The organism is Pseudoalteromonas sp. SG43-6 (assembly GCF_014164365.1).
Lineage (GTDB): Bacteria > Pseudomonadota > Gammaproteobacteria > Enterobacterales > Alteromonadaceae > Pseudoalteromonas > Pseudoalteromonas rhizosphaerae.
The window spans coordinates 1-937 of sequence record NZ_JACJEZ010000139.1 but is presented as its reverse complement, the minus strand read 5'-3'; the positions used below and the strand labels follow the sequence as shown (position 1 = coordinate 937).

Genomic DNA, 937 nt, shown 5'->3' with positions numbered 1-937 from the left:
ATTGTTGAGCGTTGGATCATGGCACGTCTGCGTAACCAAACCTTCTACAGCTTAGCGCACCTAAATCAAGAAATAGCAAAGCTACTTGATGTAATGAACAATAAGGTGATGAAGCAATATCAACAGTCACGTAAACAGCTATTTGATAGGGTGGATAAAAGCGCATTAAAGCCATTGCCTGAAAAGCCTTATCACTATACACAAATCAAAACGGTGCGAGTACACATTGATTATCATGCTGAAATAGAAAAACATTATTACAGTGTGCCGTATCAATGGGTTAAGAAACAATTACGCGCACACATAACCAATCAGCTAGTACAGCTTTATCATAACGATACCTTAATCGCACAGCATCCGCGCTCACATCGTTTAGGTGGGCATACAACACAGTCTCATCATATGCCTCTAGCGCATCAAAAACAGCATGAGCAGTCACCGATAAATTTACGCTCATGGGCATTAAGTATCGGGGAGTATACCCACCAAGTTGTTGAGTTACAGCTCAGTGGACGGCGTCACCCCGAGCACGCTTATCGCGCCTGTTTAGGGGTGTTAAGTTTAGCTAAAACTTATTCAAAAGAACGGCTTGAGCAAGCGTGTTATCGCGCAATCATAATGAATACGACAACACTCAAATCAATTAAGCAGATGCTGAAAAAGGGGTTGGATCAACAACCGTTACCCACACAGCAAACAGAGCCAGAAAAGCCAATTAAGCATGGCAACATACGCGGCACACAGTATTACCATTAAGGAAATGAATCATGATAAACACCATTAACCAGCAACTTCAACTACTCAAATTATCCGGTATAAAGCAAGCACTCAAGCAACAGCTTGAACAGCCAAATCTATATCAAGAACAAAGCTTTATAGAGCGCGTCAGTTTATTGCTCACTCATGAAATTGATACGCGTGAGCAAAGAAAAATCGA

The 937-nt window shown here is 41.5% G+C and carries 1 protein-coding gene and 1 pseudogene; both read left to right on the top strand.

What is annotated here, in order from left to right; translation table 11 throughout:
• Nucleotides 1–756, top strand: a 756-nt coding sequence (locus H5201_RS22470) for a transposase (protein ID WP_182785452.1), incomplete at its 5' end; no start/stop codon positions are given.
• A gap of 11 nt (nt 757–767) precedes the next feature.
• A pseudogene (locus H5201_RS22465) lies at nt 768–937 on the top strand (IstB-like ATP-binding domain-containing protein); the annotation flags it as partial.